Source organism: Clostridium sp. C2-6-12 (genome assembly GCF_009928485.1).
Taxonomy (GTDB): Bacteria; Bacillota; Clostridia; order Clostridiales; family Clostridiaceae; genus Clostridium.
This window is the reverse complement of record NZ_JAABNP010000014.1, coordinates 94,037-115,437: the sequence shown is the minus strand read 5'-3', so window position 1 is coordinate 115,437 and position 21,401 is coordinate 94,037. Positions and strand designations below refer to the sequence as shown.

The window sequence follows — 21,401 nt, the reverse complement described above, 5'->3', positions numbered from 1 at the left end:
TTTACTTCCTTCAATTTATGCATTACTTAAGGGAATTCCTAACGCCTTTGCCTTTCTAAATACTGTAGGCTGTGTTACTCCAAGAACCTTAGCTGCTTTATAGGTACTTCCATGTTTTCTTAATGCATTTTCTATCATTTCTTTTTCTAGCATATCAACTGCTTTTTTTAAAGGCATATCACCTTCTAAACCAGGAATTGTGATTTTGTCCATACCTACCATATTAGCTATTTCTGTTGAATTGATGTATGGATTATCATTTATAACTACTAATCTTTCTATAGCATTTTCTAATTCTCTTACATTCCCAGGCCAATCATGATATTGGAAGGTGGCTAAGGCAATATCTTCAAATTGTTTCTTTTTATTATATTTAATATTAAGCCTTTCAAGAAAACCATTTGCCAAAATAGGTATATCATCTTTTCTTTCTCTAAGTGGAGGAATTTTTATAGGTACTACATTTAAACGGTAAAATAAATCTTCTCTAAATTTCCCTGCTTTAATTAATTCACCTATATTCACATTTGTAGATGCTATTATTCTTACATCTAGTTTTATTGTTTTTGTACCACCAACTCTCATTAGCTCTTTTTCTTGAATAACCCTTAATAATTTTGATTGAAGATTCAAAGGCATTTCACCTATTTCATCTAGCAATATTGTTCCCCCATTAGCCATTTCAAACATACCCAGCTTATCTTTATTTAAAGCTCCAGTAAAAGCTCCCTTTTCATATCCAAACAGTTCTGATTCCATAAGGCTGTCAGGAATAGCAGCACAATTAACTTTTATATATGGCATATTTTTTCTATTGCTTTCATTATGAATCTGCCTTGCAAATACTTCTTTACCACTTCCAGTTTCACCTGTTATTAGCACTGTAGCCTCTGTCTTTGAAACATATTTTATTAATTCTTTTAATTCTTTAATTTTTATATTTTCCCCTATTATGCCTTCTGTTTTTCTATATTTATTTTTAAGGGATTTTAATTCATCTAAATATCTTTTGCTTTTATTTTCTGCTTCTTCTAGTTCATCTTTCAGCTTAATAAGTTCTGTTAAATCTCTCATTACTGTTAATACATGAGAAACCTGACCCTTTTCATCAAAAAAAGGTGTTCCCGTTATCAAAACCTTTTTATTATTTTTCATAATAACTGATAAAGAGGAAACCTTCTTTTTCTTTTTTATCACTTCTAAGGATACTGCTTCAGTAAAATATCCTTCTTTAATTAGCATATCAATATTTTTCCCAAGTATATCTTCTTCAGTAATACCAGTTATTTCTGTGTATCCTTTACTTATTGATACTACAGTGCCCTTATTATCAACTACGCATATACCATCAGAAATGGCATCTCCTATAGAAAATGGACTTAATTGTATTCCTTTATAAAAATTTAGTTCACTAATTATTTCCTTTTGCTTCTTAATCGTTTTCTGAAATGAATTTAATAAAGCTAAAGTAACATCATCGACCTCTATAGATTTCTTATCTTTTAATATGGCTACTTCATTTCTTATATCATTTTCTATTTCAAAAACATTCTTATTCATCATTAAAAACTCCATTCAAGAATATTTTAGTTTTCTTTTTTTAGATTATTACACACTAACTATATCAAACTAATTTAATGGATTCAATGACAATTTCATCAAAATTTAGACTTTCATATTATTCTTATTTATACGTTCTATCATTGAACTTAATTTGATTTTAAAAATTATTCTTTTCTTCTTTAAATATTTCTGGAAGTATTTGAGCTAAATGTGAATATTCCTTTATATTATGTAGCAATAAATTTTTAGGTACATCTTCTGATATAGTCATTTCGTCAGTAATACCTTTAATTTCTCTTCCTTCTTCTACATTCCATCCTATCCAAAAGCGAGTTCTAAGCTCTACTCCACCTTCAATTTCCCTTAAAAAATGCGTTATTACAGTTGGAATTGAAGTCTTTGAACCTTCTTTATCAACATGACCTACTCCACAAATTATAGTGCTACAGTCTTCAGTTCCTATCTTGCTCACATTAAACCCTAAATCCTCTGGATTTTTAAAGTTAATCTTTATCTTATCTAATCCCATTCCTGTATCTTCAGTAATTTCATAGGTTGTATTCCATAAACGCTCTCTATAGGATAAACTATTATTATTAATACGTTCTTTTCCAACTATTTCAACTTTATGATGATCTTCTAAATTCCATATTTTATATCTAAGGTCGTCAAGTCCATGCCAAGCAAACCACCATTCAAACATTTCAGCAGTCACTCCAGGCATTATAGTTAAATTAGCTAAGAAGCCTGTCCCATCATCCATTACACAATATCCAATTTCAGTATCCAAATATCCTGGATCAAATAAATCATTTCTGTCTTCAAATTTCAAAGCAAGTGCTGGCTCTATTTGCCCCTTATTAACCATATCATAAAAAGCATCATGTGCTGGTGCCATTTCTAAATTATAATATTTATAATAACTTTTTGATTTATCCTCTTCCATTATTGGAACCTTTTGAAACATATTTTCTTCCATCTGATACTATCCCTTCTTTTATTAATTATTCCTTATTACATATTTCTATATTTTTGTATTACGACCAATACATTATTGTATTGGTAAATTGCAAATAAAAAACACATAAATATATTTTTGTGCTTTCTCTTAATAATTATTTTATTTTTACTCAGTTTAATTTTTTAAATTTTAAGGATACTTCATAGAAGCATCCTCAAAATTTATCTTAAATATAAGGTAACTTTTTGTAATTGGTTTACTTAAAAATTAATCTATCACGTTTAATTAATCATTTATGGTTATTAACTTAATTATTGAGGATCATATTGCTTTAATAATATCTATATATCACTGGATTGAAAAGCCGCAGGCTTTTCTTTATTAATGTTAACTGTTAACTGACTTAAAATCCTCCGTAAGTGTATGTTCTCTCTGGAACATCATTTACATCATCTTCATCTATTTCAGCAACGCAACGAACCATTGAACCATCTCCCATGTACCATCTGATTGGCATACATAAGAATTTGAAGCGTTTTCCAGATACTTTATCTAAATTTCCACCAAGGTTTTCAACACCAACAATACCGTGTCCTAACATTTGCTTATGGCATGGTTCCCAAGTTCCCCAGCAGCCAATTGCTTCTAAATCACCAAATTTAGCATCATATGCTTCTTTACCATGAATTCTAATGTATTCATCTTTATCAAATTCAGCATATGCTTCTTCACCAAATTTTTCTTTGTATTCTTCTGTGATTGGTCTTCCTGAATTACCAATTAAGTTCATACGAGTACCGCCATTATTACCCATAGCAGTATGTAATGGATGGTCTAAAGCTTGCATATCCATAGCTACGCATTTAACTTTATGTTTTACAAACCATTTTCCAGCTTCAACACCTGTACCACATGAATAATGGTAGTATTCTTTTGAATCATCAAATTTACGATGCATTCCTGTATTTAAACAAAGAACCATTCCTTCTAATTCTTCTGGTTTGATATTTGCACGCTTACAAGCATCTTCAAGATGTTCTGGTAAGATTAATCCCCAAGGTTCAATGTTTATTTCTAAACATACTGCATCTCCCATGTATGCATCAACTGGCATTTCATGAGTGTAACGAGCACGTCTTCCGTCAAATTCATATTCCATAACGTGACGTGGAGCATCACAGTGAGTTCCTGTATGTTGAACACAATCTATTCTTTGTGTAAGAACTCCACCTTTTGCTAAAGTATGCATTGAATCAATTACTGGCTTTACGAAATAAGGCCATCTTGGTATATCTGCACTAAAAGGATGTGTTAAGTCTACATATATTTTTTTTCCCATTTTAAATTCCTCCAAATATCATATATATTTATTTTTATATTTTTCTAATTTCGATTTATATTAACTTCGCATTATTATTTACATTATTAGTTGTTTAATTGTTAGTGTTATAGTGTTTAGTTAGTTTTGTTCATATATTTCCCCTAAAAAGATACGAACTGGCTTATTAGTTAGCCCAATATCCACCTTCAGTAGCAACGTTAGCTCCTGTCATAAAGTCACTAGCACTTGATGCTAAGAAGATACATGGTCCTACAAAATCTTCTGGTTCTCCAAGACGTCCTACTGGAAGACGTTTTAAGAAGTTTTGATAAACAGCACTTTCTGGATCAAACATCCATTCAGTTAAATCTGAACGGAACACTGTTGGGTTGATTGTGTTAACATTGATTTTATATTTTGCTGTCCATTCACAAGCAAGTGATTGAGCCATGAGGTCAATACCACCTTTAGCTGTACAATAACCTGTGTAATTTGCCATTCCCATTTTAGAACGTGCTGAAGATACTAATATAACTTTTCCACCCTTACCTTGAGCTATCATCTTTTCTCCAACATATTTACAGAATAACCATGTACCTTGAACATCTGAGTCCATGATTTTTTTCCATTCTTCTAAAGCTTGTTCAACTATTGGTTGTGGGTTATTGTACCCTGCTGCTGTTACTAATACATTGATTTCGCCAAATTTAGCTACTGCATCATTAACAACTTTGATTACATCTGCTTCAACTGCTGGATCTCCTGTAGAATATCCACATTCAATTCCTTGAGCTTCTAATTCACTGCAAAGTTCTTGGCACTTTTTATCACTTCTTCCTGTAACAAAAACCTTCATTCCAGCTAAACCATATCCAATAGATACAGCTTTTCCTAAAGCTCCTGTTGCACCAGTGATTACTGCTACTTTACCTTTTACATCAAATAAATTATTAATAAATTTTGAATCCATTTTTTCTCCACCTTCCTGCCTATTAGGTCTTTGGAAATATATTAATTATTGCTTACAACTACTAAAACAGTAGCTATTTTATTAGTTTCATTAATCATTTCTCTACCTTCATTTGGTCCAATAAAGATAGAATCGTCTTTTTTAAGTACAAAAGTTTCGTCTTTTGATTTTACTGTTATTTCACCATCTAAAACGAAATAGATCTTTTCAGTTGGAGAATCTTCATAAGCATATTCAGCTCCTCCACCTGGTAGGAAATATGACATTCCCATCCAAAATTGTTTTGCACCTGTTTCTGCTTCTCCGTGTAACTTCATAGCTTTCATATCAAAATGCTTTGGAGCATTATAAGGTGATACATTTTTTAATTCTACTTTTTTCATTTAAATCACTCTCCTAAATATTATTTAAACTGCAATGACTCTTAAGTCATCAGGTATAATCAATTCAGCTTCAGTTGCATTTATTACATCTTCAACTGTTAAGCCTTCAGCAATTTCTTTTAATAGAAGCCCTTCTTTAGTAACTTCCATAACTGCCATATCTGTAACTATTAAACTTACCTTACCTACTGCTGTCAGAGGAAGTCTACATTGTTTAAGTATTTTTGACTCTCCTTTTGCAGTATGAAGCATTGCAATTATTACCTTCTTTGCACCGCTTACTAAATCCATAGCCCCACCCATACCAGGAACCATTTTTCCAGGTATCATATAATTTGCAAGGTTACCTTTTTCATCAACCTCTAAAGCCCCAAGAACTGTGACATCAACATGTCCGCCTCGAATTATTCCAAAAGATGTAGCACTATCAAAAAATGCTGCTCCCTTGTTAATAGTCACATACTGTGCTCCTGCATTAACAATATCCTTATCTTCTTTTCCATCTTCTGGAGCATTGCCTAATCCAACAAAACCATTTTCAGATTGAAATATTACATCGATTCCATTTGGAAGATAATTTGCAACCATTGTTGGTAATCCTATTCCTAAATTTACAACATCTCCATCTTTAAGTTCCATTGCAATTCTCCTTGCAATAAACTCTTTAGCATTTTTACTATCCATTAATTGCCACCTCCAACAATATAATCAACAAAAATACCAGGTGTCATAACATGATTTGGATCTAATTCTCCAACTTCAACTATTTTTTCTGCCCCTACAATAACTAAATCTGCTGCTGTAGCTATTAAAGGATTAAAGTTTCTTGTTGAAGCATTGTAGAAAATATTCCCCTTTTTATCTACTACCGATCCTCCAATTAGTGCTATGTCTGCTCTTAGAGGCAATTCTAAAATAAACTCTTTATGGTTTAATTTAAGTTTTTGCTTTCCTTCTTCAACAGCTGTTCCTATGCCTGTCTCAGTTAAAAAACCTCCAATTCCAGCTCCACCGCATCTGATTCTTTCAGCTAAAGTACCTTGTGGTACTAAATCCACTTCCATTTCTCCACTATTCATTTGCTTCCCTGTCTCTGGATTTAATCCAATATGGGATGCTATTACCTTTTTAACCTGCTTATTAACAACTAACTTTCCTATACCTTTATCTGGCAGTCCAGTATCATTTGCAATAATAGTTAAATCTTTTACGTTTTTCTTAACCATCGCATCAATAAGCATCTCAGGAGTACCTACTCCCATAAAACCACCTACCATAATAGTCATACCATCTTTAATATGCTCCATTACTTCGTCGATACTTTTAACCTTTTCCACTTCATACACCTTCTTCTTACTATGTATCTTTCAACGATAATATATAAAGCAATTACCATGCCAACTTTTTATAAAAATTCGAATTATTTTTTTAATATTTATCAAAACCTGTATTTTGCTCGTTTTTTTCATTAGTAAACCTTTTGAATTTTAAATTAAAGCTATAGTTTTATTGCTACTATTGAAAACGTTCTTATTAAAAATCAAATATTTTTAATACAAAAATGTATTAAAAACAAAAAAGAGAAGCCATTAACTAACTTCTCTAAACGTTTTCTCTTTTAATACATTTCTGCATTAATAATACACAAATGTATTAAAGTTTTCTAATACTCTTTTGCTTCTTCTTTTCCTTTTAATATTCTAATAGTTCCTTGAGCTAATGCCAGCATTTCATCCTCTCCAGGATATACTATTACAGGCGCTATAAAGGATATATTATCTTTAATATAATTAACCATAGGTTTTCCAAAGGCCATACCACCAGTTAAAATTATTGCATCAACTTTTCCTTTAAGAACTGCTGCTGCAGCTCCAATATCCTTTGATACCTGATACCCCATTGCATCATGAATCAATTTTGTTTTTTCGTCTCCTACAAGCATGGCTGCTTCAACTACCCTGCCATCATTTGTATTAAGATAAGATACAAAACCACCTTTACCTGTTATCTTTTTTAACATCTCATCAAGAGTATATTTTCCACTAAAACACATACGTGCCAAATCACCAGCTGGAACGCTTCCACTTCTTTCTGGTGAAAAAGCCCCTTCACCATCAATTGTATTATTAACATCAATTACTCTTCCATTTTTATGAACACCAACAGAAATGCCTCCACCCATATGAGTCACTATAAGATTTAAATCTTCATAAGCTACACCCTTTTCTTCCGCATATCTTTTAGCAACAGCTTTTTGATTTAAAGCATGAAAAAAACTCTTTCTCGAAATCTCTGGCATGCCTGATATTCTTGCTATATCCTCCATTTCATCAACAACTACTGGATCTACTATATAAGCTTCTTTGCCAATAGACCTTGCTATTTTTTCAGCAATTATAGCTCCTAGATTAGCAGCATGCTCTCCTTGAGGATTATTCTCCAAGTCATCCAGCATTTTTTTATTAACCTTATATGTACCACTATCCAATGGTTTTAAAAGGCCCCCTCTTCCTACTATTGCATCCAAGTCATTTATATCTACCTTATTATCTTCTAGTATTTTTAATATTACTTCTGTTCTAAAATCCTTTTGATCTATTACTTTGTTAAATCTACCTATTTCTTCTGATGAATGTCTTATAGTATCTTTAAATATTTCCTTTTCTCCTTCATATACAGATACTTTTGTTGATGTTGATCCTGGATTAATTACTAATAATTTATACTTCATATTTCCTCCTCTTATTAATTCTCAAGAAATTCCGTAGGAAAAGTTAATAAGTTCTTCGTTAGAGATAAGTTCCGTATTGTGGCATAGCCACTCCTTTTATAGGTGAAAAGTTCCTAATTGCACTTCGTGCTCCTTTTATAGGTGTATATTTTGTTCTTCGAACTTTCTCTTTAGAGCTTTTATATTTGGAAACCTGAACTTTCTCCCTGGAACTTTCATCATTAATTGTTAACTGTTAATTGAAATATATATTAGCAACTTGTATGCCAAAGTGATTTTAAGCGCTAATTACTTATTTTCAGGGTAATATTATTAATAATGTTATTTTTGTTTCTTTTAATCAATACATTTTAATATTATTTTCAATTCATAATTGTATCAAATATATAAAAAAGCAAAACCCATACTAATGTATCTATAGGTTTTGCTTAAAAATCTCAAATTTAAATTTTTACCTTATTAAAAGTTATTCATATTATTAATTTCTCCAAGTTTTGAATAAAACTCTACTAAGTCCTTATTATTTTCAGTAAAATAGAAATTAAATTTATTTACTTTAGTATTAATAGCTACCATTTCAATATTTTGATGTTCTTTACTCTTCTCAAACTTTATATTATTTATTTTTTCTATTGGTATATATACAAAGCTATAGCTATTTACAGGTTTTTTCCCATACTGAATTGGATCACCTTTATTTATAATCAATAATTCTTTATGATTTAATAAATGTACTGTACTCAAAAGTAGCTTTGATCTAATTAATCCAAGTATTTTTTGCCCTATTCTCTTATTATTATTTAAATTAATAGCAGGTTGAGAAACCATTATAGGAAAAACATCATCTTTTAATGCCATTTCTTTTATAAGGTTTTCATATAGCATGTCAATTTCACTATTATTAGTTTTATTAATTACTGGCACATTTTCATAAGTACTTTTAGTATACTTATTTCTTATTATTTTCATAAGTTCATATATTATTCCTATTGATACAGTATTATATGGAATAACTAATGTACTGCTTTTTAAGTAAATGGTCAGTCTTCCTAATAATAAAGATCTATAATTTTCTATGCTTTCTACTTCATTATAATAAAATCTTATTTCTTCAACTTCTTTTTGGTTACGCTTTAAGATATACCCATAGTCTTCATACATTCCAATAACATAATCATATAAATCCATTTCTGGTTTTGCTTTTCTTCTCTCTATATCTCTAGGTATTTTTATTAGCATTAAATACTCTTGATTTTCTTTATAGTATGGTATAAATAATGGTGGCATTGGATTTTTCTCGGTGATTTTGTAAATCCAAGGACCAAATGCATCATATTCACTAACTATAATTTTATTTGGTTCTATCATTTTAATCAGTACCTCAAACTTTCTCTTTTCCTTCTAAATAAATGTTGATTATACATACACAGTAACTATTTCTTTGTTATTTGCAATAATTGATTCCTTTTTGTATTCTTTATTTCGATTAAAATTAAATACAAGTAAAAATATATTTACTCATATCTTTGTAGGTTGTTCTTGATTTTGAAAGCATATAATTGTAGATTATTTCTTCAAATATTTTATTACTTATTTCGATTCCACTAATACCCGGTTTAAAAATACCATAAGTTAAACCTATGTTGATTAATGGATCAAGCGCATTAAATAATATCATTTCTCCATTTATTAAAATCCTTTTTACTAAGTCATATAATTCTTGATTATTTTCAAGATTTTTAACTATACTTTCAAATAAGGTATTAACTTAAGTCGCCTACCCCTTCAAAGCTTATAGAAATAACTTAATACTCTTCATTTTGGGTTAAGTTTTTTTCAAGCATAAATAATGCTGTTGTCTTCCCATATTGTCTTGGCCTGTTTATTATGAAATATTTCCCTTTATCTATAAGTTTAATAACTTTTTCTAATTTATCAGATATATCTACCATATAATGTATTTCAGGTATGCACGTTCCTGTTACATTAAATTCCTTTTCCATATTTCTCACCATCCCATAGTATTATTCTATCATATATGTATTTTATTTAAACACTCTAGATTGGCTTTTTACCTAAAAAATATCAAAAGCAGTAGTATCATTTTATCTACTGCTTTATCTCACCTATTATATAAATTTGTTCTCTCAAATTGTAATTTATTATGACATTTTTCATAGATTCTGTTTATATTTTATTTTGTAATATTATTTCAATTTGTTTAATAGCCTCCATATCATTATACATAGCTTTATATCCTTCATCAGCAAGAATCTTTCTCATTTTTGGATCTCGAAACTTTTCAAAACCAGCTTCATCAAATGTAAATCCCTGACTCCATAAAAAGCCTCCATATTTTGCGCATTCTTCCCATGAGTTTATCGCTATCTTTAATTCTTCCGCCCACTCAGGATATTTTTCTATAAGAGTTCTATAATATCCTACTATTTGGCCTCGTTGGTTAATTTGGCAAAGTGCATCACAGTATATAATAAATCTATGTTCTAGACTATTCACACCATGCTCATCATTTGGATTATCTTCGGATGGATGAAGTGAGCATTTTGAAAAATCATCATTTTCAAGCTGCCTTAAAAAAGATCTCCATGCTGCAAATCCAACCTTTTTTCCACGTATTTCATTTTTCTTAGAGTGCTCTACAATCCTTTTAAATGCTTCTATAATACAATTTTTTTCTATTTCAGGTTTAGTTTTTTCTGTCAAAATCACGTAGCTTTTGAGTTCTTTTTCCCAATCAGCTCTTATAAAAGGTTCTCCATTACTTTGATAATAATCCCAACCTATAATTTTTTGTCCATTGTCTTCATATCCATAAAAGACACCATAATCATGTTTACAACCGTCATCTGTAATTCCTTGCGCTAAAACTGAAATCCCCTTATTTAATGAATTAACAAAATCTTCCCTTATTTGTTCTTCTGCTATGTTTATTGGTTTTCCATTTTCATCACGCTGAATATCTATTCTTCTAACCTTCCAACCGATTGCATCTAGTAATTGACTTTGAATTTCAAACGGAGTTTCATTACAATTTTCAAAATCTTCATTTCCGAAAATCCATTTACCTTCTGTCCAGCAAAATCTGTTTCCAAATCCGCTATATGCCAACAATTGAGGATTATTAATATCTTCATCTAACCCCTTAAGAGCTCCATATAAAGCTCCAGTAAATGAAGTTAAATAAGCAAAACCATCTGCAGACATTGTAATTAACGGGACATTTGAAATTACCTTTCTTTCCATATTAAAACCACCTCTTATATCTATTTGTATTGAAAGTGGAGAAAAACATTTTAACTTACCCATAGATTTTTTAGCAGCAGACGGTGTAACACCATGAAATCTGATGAAGGCCTTTGTGAAGCTTTCTGCCGTTTCATATCCATATTTCAAAGCAATATAAACTATCTTATTGTCGGATGTGGTTAGTTCACTGCCAGCAAGTGTTAGTCGTCTGTATCGAATATAATCGCCAATTGTTATTCCTGTTACAATACTAAAAATTCTTTGAAAATTTGCGTTTGATGAATAAACACTTTTAGCAACTTGTTCAAGGTTAATATCTTCAAGCAAATTATCTTCAATATAATTAATTGCTTTTTGCATACTTTGAATCCATTCCATATTTATCCTCCCCTCATACAAAATAATAACAAAAAGGTTTACAAAAATCTTGATTTAAAATGCTCCAATGTGTCCGATAATACTTCAATATTCCTGTTCCAATCCGAACATTATTTAAAAACATTATAACCCATATACTTACAGCTAACAAGACACCTTATCACACTCTAAAAATCCAAGTATATATTCTATAAAAATTCATTATTTTTATACTCTCTAAAATAAAGGACTTATGCAAATCAGAATGGTTTTGCATAAGTCCTTTATCAATCTATTTATTTATCTCTATAGTTGGGAATTTTAAATTTTTGTACTTCTCAAACTTTTCTTTAACTACTGCTAAATTTTCTGGTGTATAGAAGCCACCTTGTGTATGCATAATTTCTTTTACATGCTCTGCTCTTCCTTCAGTATCTGTACGATCACGGCTTAATCCATCTTCTTGAATTACAAACTTCCACTTACCGTCTTCTGTCTTTTCTAAATTTCCGCCTGCACCACAAACTTGGCATTCAACTGGGAAAAATAATCCATCCCATTGTTCTTCTCCTAAAATTAATGCATTTGAATGACAATGTGGACACCATCCCATACCTTCATCTCCAAGCCATTCTCTTTCTGCTACTGGTGTATTTAATGATTTCATTATGTTTTCACCCATCTTATGAGCACGTTCAATCATATCATCATGTAATAAGCATTGTTTTGGAGCTGGTACTCTTGTTGCTAAATACATATCAACTACTTTGAAGTCATTTGTAAAGCAAGTAGCTTGCATACTTTCTAAAGCCATTGATTGCCACGAACGAGTAGATCCTCCAACTGCAATTAAACCTGCAACTCTGTCTCTATGTTCAATTGCTCCAATAAATTCTAAAAATGCTGATTCATAAGCTAAGTTTCTATGCATAAATTTTGAAAAAGTTGCTGTTGGCATTAAATCATATGTTGGTGCTGTTGCAATTATAGCATCTACATTTAACATAACCTCCATTATTGCCTCTTTATCATCTGCTTTACTTAATGTACAGCCTACATTTTTACCATTACTCATACCATGTGTACATGCTGTACATCCTGAACATTCTTCAATGTGATAATCTCTTAGATTAATCATTTTTACTTCTGCACCCTGCTCTTGACATGCTAATAATGCTTCCTTTAATAAAATTTCTGAATTTGAATCTTTTCTTCCTGCAGTAATACCTAATACTGTGAATCCCATAATATCTTCTCCTTTTCAAAATTAAATATTTTAATAAAATTTGTTTATACTTTTGGATTTTCTCACTATAATTAAATAAGAATTATATTATTAATCTACAAAAATACACTTTGTTATAATATTAACACTTCATAAAATCGTCTTCATCAAAAATAAGTCTTAAAATATGACTCATAAATTTATATAATTAAGACATTTTTTCAATTTACTAAAGTGAGGAGAACTTTACCATGGATAAAGAAATTATATATAAGAAAAAATACGAACTTTACGACGGTTTATTTTCACAAAATAGTATAGATGGTATTCTTAATTTAGCAGAAAAGTCTTTAAATAATCCTATTTTTATTTTAGATACAAGCTATAGAGTCATTACGCGTTCAAAGCTTGCTAAAGTTGAAAATTCAAGTATAGAAACACGTAATGGTTCTAATTATCTATTATTAGAAACAATAAATTTGATGAAAAAAAATAAGTGCATAGATAATATCTACAAAAGCAATACTTCTTTTTTTCATCATGATGAGCAAAATTTAATATTCTGTTCTATTAGAATAAACGATATTTCTATTGCCTACATAAGTGTTTTGGAAAGTAAACGTAATTTTAAAGAAGAAGATTTAGAATTAACAAATATATTATCAAAAGTTCTATCTATACAAATGCAAAAAGAAAATCTATTTATAAGTAATACAGGTTTAGACGAAGAATATTATTTAATGGATTTATTAGTAAACGGTATAGATAATGTTGAATATGTTAAGGAACGCTTAAAATATATAAATTTTAATTTAAATGATCATCTTTTATTACTTTCAGTCCCTTTTAAACAAAAATATAAAGATTATAGGCATAATTTTGGATTAAAGCAGCTTATAGAAAGCTGTAAAAATATTTTAGGCAATTGTATTTCTACATACTATAAAGATAGGATTATTTTTCTTGTAAGCAGTGAAAATGAAATTGTTATAAATGAAAATACAAAAGAAAATTTATTAGAATTTTTGAAACTAAACAATTTACGTTGTGGTATAAGTATTAATTTTCAAAATTTGTTTTACATAAAAGATTACTATAATCAATCTATTTATGCCTTAGAATTATCATCTTATATGAATTCAGCTGATACTATTAATTCCTTTGAAGATTATGTTGAATATTATTTTTTTTACATGTCTACATCCCAAAACAATGACTTATATAAGGTTAATTTATTAACTTTAATTCATCCTTGGATTAATAAACTAATTAAATATGATGAGCAAAATAAAACAGAATTTTTTAACACTATAAAAACTTATATTGAATGTAACAGAAATGCAAATGATACTGCTTCTAAATTAAATATACATAGAAGCACACTATTTTATCGCTTTAATAAGATTCAGAATCTATTAGATATTTCAATAGAAAATTATAATAACTTGTTTAAATTAGAACTATCTCTAAAAATTATGAATTTCAAGAAATTCGCAAAATAATATAATTGTAATATTATCTATCCTTAATCAATATAAAATCTCTATAATTATGCTATTAATAAGATTATTCAAAAAGTATAATACAAAATAATAAAAAGAAGCTAACCCACACAAGTTAGAGTTAGCTTCTTTTTAGAAATTTCTAAACTTATTATATAAAATCACAAGCTTTTCAGCTATAAACTGATTTAATTTATTTATAAATATCTGAAAACTCAATATTAATACTTTGAACATAAGCTTCTTTTGAACAATCTCGGCTTACATCCGCTTCCTTTTCATCTGGAATAATATTTGCTGGAAGACCTATTATAAATTCAGTTCCCTCTTTATACTTACTCTTAACTTCTATGGTTCCTTTATGAAGCTCTACCAATGCTTTTACTATAGTAAGTCCTATGCCACTGCCTTCATGACTTCTATTTAAAAGCGGATCTACCTGTTTGAACCTTTCAAAAAGCAACAGCAGTTTTTCCTCTGGAATACCTATTCCTGTATCTTTAACTGAAATAACAACATGATCATCTTTATCATACAAATTCACTTTAATGGTATCTCCAGGATTCGTGAATTTAGTTGCATTTGAAATTAAATTAAGTAGAATTCTCTCTAGCTTTTCTAAGTCAAAAGCCATAATTTTTTCTTCTTGATCTGTGTCAAATACAACAATTCTTCCCATAGATTGCAAATAATCAGCGGTTGATTGTATTATGTCCTCTGTAACTTCAACTATATTTTGATTTCTCAACTTAAGTTCCATAGATCCTGAATCTATCCTAGTAATATCTATCAAATTATTTACAAGTCTAATTAATCTGTAACAATTTTGTTTTAAATTGTTTATATAGTTGTTTATTTTATTTATATCTATTGACTCATTTTTACTTATAACCACATCAAATAGTTGTACTGTTGAAAAGATAACATTTAAAGGTGTCCTTAATTCGTGAGACATATTAGCTATATATTCAGTTTTCATCTTATCATATTCAAGTCTTTCTTCTAACAATCTGTTATTTTCCACAAGCATTTTATTAAAACTATCAGCTAGTACACCTATTTCATCATTGCTTTTTACGTTGCATTTTATTTTTAAATCACCTTTTTCTGCTATCTCCATACATCTTTTTAATCTATTAATAGGCTTTACAAAACTACTTGCCATAAATAAGGCTATAATTGCACCTATAGCAATTACTATTGTACCAGTGTATATTGTTGTTTTTACAATCATTTTAGCTGGACTTATTAATTCATCGTAATCAGCAGTAATAACTATGCACCATTTCCAAGGTTCAAAATATTTATAATATCCTATTTTTCTTACACCTTTATAATAGTATTCAGTAGTTCCATTTTTAGTTGAACATATATTTTGAACAAAATCATAATCCTTTACATTTTTGTCTATTTCCTTGGGATGTATTACTACATTTCCATCTGAATCTAATATGTATGCATATCCAGTTTCTCCAAATTTAATGTTTAATAAAGTATCTTCTAGATATTTATTAATAACTATATTACCAATTCCTATTGCTCCAATGATTTTTTTATCTTTATCAAATATAGGTTTCATTCTAGTTATGTATCCATTACCTTCTATATCAATATTTCCTATGTACTCTTCACCTTTAATTGTCTTTTTATAAGCTTCTGAATTGCTCGATATATATGTTCCAATTAAGCTTTTATTCTCTTCAAATAAAGTACTTGAAACTCTAATTAATTTATCGTCGTTTAATAAAAATATAGTTGCAACAGTTCCTGTAGATAATTTTATCTTATTAAGTAAAGCATCATCTAAAGAAATTCTTTGATTTCCTGAATATAAAATAGGTAAATCAAACTCTCCAATCCTTATGTATTCATTATAATCTACTCTAAAATCATTGAAATTATTCAATAAACTGCTTGCAAAATTCAAATCACTATAGGACTTTTCTTTAAGCAAGTCATTTCTTACACTTAGGGTTGTACTAATTGATTCAGTTAAAAGCTGACTTTTTTCATTTACTGCTTTTAAAATTCCACTTTCTGCTTTTTGAGCAATTAAAAAACCTAACACATTTACAGTAAATAAAATCAATACTAAGTAACTAATCACAAGTTTATATTTTATTCTCATTAAAAATCCTCTTCTCATGTCTATAATAAACTTTAAGTCAAAATAAATTAATATAACTTTTACTAAAATACACTTCATTTATTATACCATAAACCTAAGAAATCACACCTATATTTTTCATAAAATTACAGTTTTAACTTTAATAACAATTGTGGTGTATATTAATTTTTTATTGTAGTAAAGTATTTTCTCAATTTTATTAGAAAAAATTTTTTCTTCACTAAAAAAGCAAACTAAATATTTCTACTTAGTTTGCTTTTTTAATTGATTTATTTATCACATATAATATTCAAGAATAACTATTTTATATCACTTTCAACTTCTTTAACATTGTAATTTAAAAATCCATTTAAAACTACGGCTACTATAGAAGTTGTAACTATACCACTGCTAAAAATTGATTTAAATATACTAGGTGTTTGAGCTAAAAAGTCAGGTACCATTGTAATTCCAAGTCCTAAACCAATAGATACTGCAACTACCATCATATTTGTACTTTTGCTGAAATCAACTTTTGAAAGCATTTGTATTCCAGCAACTCCTACCATTCCAAACATTATAGTAGTAGCACCTCCTATAACTGGTTGTGGAATAATTGTAGCTAATGCTGCAAATTTAGGCATTAATCCAAGTAAAACAAGGATACTTCCTGAAGCAATTACAACATAACGACTCTTTACCTTGCTTAAAGCTAAAAGCCCCAAGTTTTGATTGAAAGTTGTATATGGGAAGGAGTTGAATATACCACCTAAAAGTGTTGCAACACCTTCTGCTCTTAATCCACGAACAATATCTTTTTCAGTGATTTCTTTTTCACATACTTTACTAATTCCAATAAATGTTCCTGTTGATTCAATCATTACTACTAACATAACAAAAGTCATCATTATTATTGATCCAAGATCAAATTTAGGAAGACCAAAGTTAAATGGATGAACGATGCTTATCCACTTTGCATTTAATACTACATCGAAATTAACTTTCCCCATAAAAGCAGCAACTATTGTTCCTACTACTATACCATTCAATACTGAAATTGCTTGAAGAAAGCCTTTTAAAAATTTATTAGATATTAGTACAACAATCATTACTACTGCTGCTAATAAAAGATTTTCCATACTTCCAAAATCCTTAGCACCAGCACCACCACCAGCACTTTTAATTCCAACACTTACCAAAGAAAGACCAATCATTGTTACTACTGTTCCTGTTACTACTGTAGGGAAAAACTTTAATATCTTTCCATAGAGAGGTGCAGCTAGTACAACTATAACAGCTGCTACTATTATGGAACCATAAGCTGTTTCCATACCTAAATTTTTACCAATAATAATTAATGGACTTACAGCTGCAAAGGTACATCCTAAGATTGCTGGTAATTTAATACCTACATATGGACCTATTCCAATTGCTTGAATTAAAGTTGCTAAACCACATGTAAATAAATCTGCAGCAACTAAAAATGCTAACTGCTCTGTTGATAAACCTACAGCACCACCAATAATTATCGGAACTGATACTGCACCTGCATACATAGCTAGTACATGTTGCAAACCTAAAGCAGCAAGCTGACTCATTGGCAGCATTTCATTTACTTGGTCTTTAGCCGAAATATTGTTTTTTGACATAATGAACCCCCTTAATTTACTTTTTAAAATAAATTTAATAATTTCATATAAATTTTATAAATATAAACAAACAATTTTCAAAAATAATCTATAACTATACATTATTCTTGTTAATTTATTGTTTTTAGCTCTAAAATTATTCTACCATATTTTTCAGAAAAGTCGAATGTTTTTTTTAGTTTTTAAAAAATTATTCGTGAACTCGTAAAAATCATTTATTTTAATTAGTAAATCAGAAAATATCTTTAAGTAAATATCTCATAACAAAAATTAAAAAGAGCTGCTACTAAAGCAACTCTTTACTACTTAAATATATCATTTAAATTTATTTTTAAATCTGGAAAAACTACAGATACATATTCATCATTATTCTTATATACATTAACTATCTCATATGCTCCATCAATTAATTTATGCTGAACAATAAATCCATTCTGTTCAACAAAATTATATTCTAAAACACCAAATTTCTCATAAGTATCATATTTTCTTCCCTTATCAAATTTGGCTGTAGATTTTGAAAGTATTTCAAAAATTAGTTTAGGAGCCGAAGTGAAACTTTCCCCTTTTTTAGTAGCATCTTCACACATAACAAAGATATCGGGCTTATATTTTCTAATATCATCTTTATAATTAAAAATAACTTCTATTTGTTCATCATAAACTTTACATTTTGAACCCTTTAAATATATTGAAAGTTCAGTTAAAATATTGCTTTTAATTTCATTATGCTTTATTGAGGTGGTTGAACTCAAAAATATTAATCCATTATCATATTCAGCTCTTCCATCATAATGAGATTGAATGTCCTCAAATTCATCTTCACTATAATTATGGATGTAATCGTAATTCACACACTATTCCTCCTTTATTATTTCATTAACACTACATTGTTATAGCTTAATATAGTTAAATTATTAATCTATTCTATAATTATTATATCAAAAAAACTATTAACACTCATTAAATTTAGCAATATTTAATTTACCCGCTTAGCTATAGCTTTTATAATGATACTACAAAATCATAAAATAAACCTACCATTTTTATTTTCTATGGTAGGTTTATTTTAATACAATTTGTTACTTTTTATCACCTAGCATTCCCATAACTATTTTTTCAGCTGTTATAGGCAATGTTCTCACATTAACTTTTGTACCATTATAAACTGCATTTGCAATAGCTGGCGCCGGTGTATTTATTACTATTTCCCCTATTGATTTAGCTCCAAATGGACCCGAAGGCTCGTAGCTGCTTTCAAATTCAACTCTTATAGTCCCTACGTCAAGACGAGTTGGAATTTTATATTGAAGGAAGGTATCATTTCTCATTCTTCCATTTTTGTCATAGCTTACTTCTTCATATAAAGCCATACCTATACCTTGCCCAATTCCTCCTTCTACTTGAATTCTTGAGAGGTTTGGATTTATAACAGTTCCACAGTCAACTACTGCAACGTAATCAATTATATCCACTTTACCAGTTAACTTATCAATTTCAGTTTCAACAAGTCCAACCATAAATGGTGGTGGTGATATTTTTGAATAATGGGATTCAAGGGCACTTAATACTTTACTTCCACCAACAAAACTTGCATAGCCTAACTCTCTTAATGTCATTTCCTTGTTATCTTTAAGTGAAAATACCTTTTGTCCATCAAATTCTACATTTTCTATAGGACATTCAAGTAATTTTGCTCCTTCTTCTACTATCTTATTTCTTAAAGTTTCACAAGCCTTTACTACTGCTCCACCAGTAATATAAGTTGTACTTGAAGCATAAGAACCAGTGTCATATGGAGATTGATCAGTATCCACACCATGAACAACAATATTATCCACTTCACAGTCTAAACAATCCGCTGCCATTTGAGCAAGAATTGTATCACAGCCTGTTCCCATATCAGAAGCACCTATCATTAAAGTATAAAAACCATCATCATTTAATTTTATTTCAACTGATGCAGTGTCAACATTAGATATACCTGATCCTTGCATTGCCATTGCAGCACCTACTGATCTAACCTTACCATTACCCATATCTCTGCATGGATATTTATTATCCCAATCTATCATTTCCTTAGCCTTAGCTAAACATTTATCTAAGGTACAGCTATTAAGCTTTTCATTGTAATATGCAGGCATTACTTGTCCTTCTGCAACCATGTTCATTTCTCTTATTTTTACAGGATCAATATTAAGCTTAGCTGCTAATTCATTTACCGCAGATTCTAAAGCAAATAAACCTTGAGTTGCTCCATATCCTCTATAAGCTCCACTGCTCATAGTGTTTGTATAGACAACATCATATTCAAATTTATAAGCATTAGCCCCATTATATAATGGCATTGATTTATGACCAGATAAACCTACAGTTGTTGGTCCATGTTCACCGTAAGCACCATCGTTAGATAAAGTATACATATGTATAGCCTTTATAATACCATTTTCATCAGCACCTAAACGTACTTTAATTTCCATTTCATGCCTTGGACTTCCAGCTATCATACTTTCTTTACGAGTGTAAACAATCTTAGCAAGCTTTCCTGTTTTCATAGTTACAATTGCAGGGAAAACTTCTGCAACAACAGTTTGCTTAGCTCCAAAACCTCCACCAATTCTAGGTTTAATAACTCTTACTTTTGATTTTGGTAATTCAAGAGCATTTGCAAGTATACGTCTTACATGGAAAGGAACTTGAGTCGAACTTGTAATGTTTAATCTTCCATAAATATCAAGTTCAGTGTAAGTTCTGAAAGTTTCCATCATAGCTTGGCTATTAGCTTTAGTATGATATGTTCTTTCAATTACATGAGCACATTTTTTAAATTCTTCTTCCACATCACCAAAGGTAAAGCCTCCAGTTGAGCAAAGGTTTCGTTTTGGATCATTTCCAATCTCACATAAAGCTTTATAATTATCTTCTGGATGAATTATAATTTTATTATCCTTAGCTTGTCTAAAATCTAATACAGCTTCTAAAACTTCATATTTCACTTTTATAAGTTTTAAGGCTTTATCTACACATATATCATCTGCTCCCGCAACTATAGCAACGGGGTCTCCTACACATCTTAGTCTTTTATCTAAAATCAATCTATCATATGGACTTGGCTCTGGATAAGATTGTCCTGCCATAGTAAATCTAGATTTTGGTACATCTTTATATGTTAAAATACATTCTATACCTGGCACTTTTTCAGCTATAGTTACATTTATATCTTCAATTAATGCATGAGCATGAGGACTTCTAAGTACTTTTACTACTAAACAGTTGCTTGGAGCTATATCATCTGTATACACTGGTTTACCAGTTAAAAGAGACATGGCATCTTTTTTTCTTATTCCTTTACTTACTGCTTTCAT

16 protein-coding genes and 1 pseudogene are annotated in these 21,401 nt (G+C 29.6%); 1 reads left to right on the top strand and 16 read right to left on the bottom strand.

Features of this window, described 5'->3' with window-relative positions; all coding sequences use genetic code 11:
• Window positions 1-15: 15 nt before the first annotated feature.
• The 12 genes and pseudogenes from GXK56_RS13500 to GXK56_RS13445 form a co-directional block, all read right to left on the bottom strand.
• Window positions 16-1,563, bottom strand: a complete 1,548-nt coding sequence (locus tag GXK56_RS13500; protein ID WP_243156117.1) for a sigma 54-interacting transcriptional regulator — start codon at window positions 1,561-1,563, stop codon at window positions 16-18.
• Between the two features lie 157 nt (window positions 1,564-1,720).
• Window positions 1,721-2,542, bottom strand: a complete 822-nt coding sequence (locus GXK56_RS13495; protein ID WP_243156116.1) for a phloretin hydrolase — start codon at window positions 2,540-2,542, stop codon at window positions 1,721-1,723.
• A 385-nt stretch (window positions 2,543-2,927) separates the two neighbouring features.
• Complete coding sequence (locus tag GXK56_RS13490; protein ID WP_160688189.1) at window positions 2,928-3,863, bottom strand: cyclase family protein; 936 nt, start codon at window positions 3,861-3,863, stop codon at window positions 2,928-2,930.
• A 166-nt stretch (window positions 3,864-4,029) separates the two neighbouring features.
• Window positions 4,030-4,815 carry an SDR family oxidoreductase gene (locus tag GXK56_RS13485; protein ID WP_160688188.1) on the bottom strand — a complete coding sequence of 262 codons (786 nt, stop codon included), beginning with the start codon at window positions 4,813-4,815 and terminating at the stop codon, window positions 4,030-4,032.
• A 41-nt stretch (window positions 4,816-4,856) separates the two neighbouring features.
• Window positions 4,857-5,198, bottom strand: coding sequence for a cupin domain-containing protein (locus GXK56_RS13480; RefSeq protein ID WP_160688187.1), 342 nt, complete (start codon window positions 5,196-5,198; stop codon window positions 4,857-4,859).
• Between the two features lie 24 nt (window positions 5,199-5,222).
• Window positions 5,223-5,882: a 3-oxoacid CoA-transferase subunit B gene (locus GXK56_RS13475; protein ID WP_160688186.1), complete on the bottom strand. Its 660-nt coding sequence runs from the start codon at window positions 5,880-5,882 to the stop codon at window positions 5,223-5,225.
• Window positions 5,882-6,535 (bottom strand): acetate CoA-transferase subunit alpha, encoded by a 654-nt coding sequence (gene atoD, locus GXK56_RS13470; RefSeq protein ID WP_160688185.1) that lies wholly within the window; start codon window positions 6,533-6,535, stop codon window positions 5,882-5,884. The genes GXK56_RS13475 and atoD overlap by 1 nt, the downstream gene beginning before the upstream one ends.
• A gap of 326 nt (window positions 6,536-6,861) precedes the next feature.
• Window positions 6,862-7,929, bottom strand: coding sequence for a butyrate kinase (gene buk / locus GXK56_RS13465; RefSeq protein ID WP_160688184.1), 1,068 nt, complete (start codon window positions 7,927-7,929; stop codon window positions 6,862-6,864).
• Window positions 7,930-8,388: 459 nt separating this feature from the next.
• Entirely contained in the window at window positions 8,389-9,297 is a 909-nt protein-coding gene (locus GXK56_RS13460) for a hypothetical protein (protein ID WP_160688183.1), read from the bottom strand.
• A gap of 440 nt (window positions 9,298-9,737) precedes the next feature.
• Window positions 9,738-9,932: pseudogene (locus GXK56_RS13455) on the bottom strand (AAA family ATPase); the annotation flags it as partial.
• Window positions 9,933-10,116: 184 nt separating this feature from the next.
• On the bottom strand, window positions 10,117-11,574 hold the full coding sequence (locus tag GXK56_RS13450; RefSeq protein ID WP_160688182.1) for an AraC family transcriptional regulator: 1,458 nt from the start codon (window positions 11,572-11,574) through the stop codon (window positions 10,117-10,119).
• 271 nt (window positions 11,575-11,845) lie between these two features.
• Window positions 11,846-12,799, bottom strand: a complete 954-nt coding sequence (locus GXK56_RS13445; protein WP_160688181.1) for a flavodoxin family protein — start codon at window positions 12,797-12,799, stop codon at window positions 11,846-11,848.
• A gap of 230 nt (window positions 12,800-13,029) precedes the next feature.
• Between GXK56_RS13445 and GXK56_RS13440 the strand changes: the two genes are divergently transcribed.
• Window positions 13,030-14,280, top strand: coding sequence for a helix-turn-helix domain-containing protein (locus tag GXK56_RS13440; RefSeq protein ID WP_160688180.1), 1,251 nt, complete (start codon window positions 13,030-13,032; stop codon window positions 14,278-14,280).
• A 193-nt stretch (window positions 14,281-14,473) separates the two neighbouring features.
• Here the strand turns inward: GXK56_RS13440 and GXK56_RS13435 are convergent, their stop codons facing one another.
• The 4 genes from GXK56_RS13435 to GXK56_RS13420 all read right to left on the bottom strand — a co-directional run bounded on the left by GXK56_RS13435 (window position 14,474) and on the right by GXK56_RS13420 (window position 21,401).
• A complete protein-coding gene (locus tag GXK56_RS13435) occupies window positions 14,474-16,408 on the bottom strand; it encodes a Cache 3/Cache 2 fusion domain-containing protein (protein ID WP_160688179.1) in 1,935 nt (644 codons plus the stop codon).
• A 299-nt stretch (window positions 16,409-16,707) separates the two neighbouring features.
• On the bottom strand, window positions 16,708-18,036 hold the full coding sequence (locus tag GXK56_RS13430; RefSeq protein WP_160688178.1) for a nucleobase:cation symporter-2 family protein: 1,329 nt from the start codon (window positions 18,034-18,036) through the stop codon (window positions 16,708-16,710).
• A 302-nt stretch (window positions 18,037-18,338) separates the two neighbouring features.
• Entirely contained in the window at window positions 18,339-18,890 is a 552-nt protein-coding gene (locus GXK56_RS13425; protein ID WP_160688177.1) for a Uma2 family endonuclease, read from the bottom strand.
• A gap of 228 nt (window positions 18,891-19,118) precedes the next feature.
• A complete protein-coding gene (locus tag GXK56_RS13420) occupies window positions 19,119-21,401 on the bottom strand; it encodes a molybdopterin cofactor-binding domain-containing protein (RefSeq protein WP_160688176.1) in 2,283 nt (760 codons plus the stop codon).